The organism is Lentilactobacillus parafarraginis DSM 18390 = JCM 14109, from assembly GCF_001435895.1.
Lineage (GTDB): Bacteria > Bacillota > Bacilli > Lactobacillales > Lactobacillaceae > Lentilactobacillus > Lentilactobacillus parafarraginis.
The window spans coordinates 1-892 of record NZ_AZFZ01000184.1; the positions used below are offsets into that span (position 1 = coordinate 1).

Here is an 892-nt window from a genome sequence, read left to right on the forward strand (position 1 = left end):
AATTAAATAGCATGCGCCGCTTATCATCTAAGTTCTCCAAACTGATATAAGTTTTCAGTTCATGGCTTAGCTCTTTAACTACCCGTTTTTCATTAAACGAGAAGTGTTTACTTAGGCTATCTAAATGACCTCTATTGATTGCTTTTTCTTGGTTATTTTTATAACTGGCTTTGGCCTTGCGATAGTCCTTAACTTGTTGATTAAATTCTTTTCTTTCATGCCGCTTACTATTGATTCCCTCATGTTGAGTTGGAACTTCATCTATTCCTTGATTTTCAAAGGATTTTTCGCTGATCCGATCGGGAATATTTTNCTTTCTTGATCTTGGGAAACGACTATTTCCTGTATAAGTCTTGTTCCCATTTTCGTCTAATATGTTTTCTCGTTTACTTTTCAATCCCCACGTTCCGTCTGGGTTAAATGGACGGTTAGTTAACATCACATGAGCGTGCGGATTATCTGGGTGATCTCTATGAATTGCCACATCGGCAACCATACCTTCATCAACAAAATTTTCTTGTACATATTTTGTCAATAATTCTTTCTGTTCATCTTCACTTAATTCAACGGGTAGAGCCACGTTAAACTCTTTAGCGTACCGTGAGTTTGCTCGACGGTCTTTTCTTTCTACTTCGTTCCACAATTTCTCTCTATCACTCGCCCATTCTGGCGCATTCTTTGGTGTCAAAATAAAGCTTTCTGGCATAACCGATCGGGCATAAAAATAACTTCGACCTTCTTTTTGATCGAATAATTTTTCGCCACTTCGATAACTTGCTCCAGCAATTGCACTTCTTCCTTTTCCAGCACTAATATTACTAAAGCTCATGTGAAAAATTGCCATGTCGGTCACCACCTTTCTTTGGGTTTATGGGTTTGATTTTGTTGTCGC

General features: G+C 38.0%; 1 protein-coding gene and 1 pseudogene. Both read right to left on the reverse strand.

The features are described 5' to 3' along the window. A partial coding sequence (locus tag FD47_RS16015) for a MobA/MobL family protein (RefSeq protein WP_235806126.1) occupies positions 1–312 on the reverse strand: 312 nt, incomplete at both ends. Between the two features lies 1 nt (position 313). Further along, positions 314–844 (reverse strand): annotated as a pseudogene (gene mobQ, locus FD47_RS16020) (MobQ family relaxase); the annotation flags it as partial. Between the last annotated feature and the right edge of the window lie 48 nt (positions 845–892).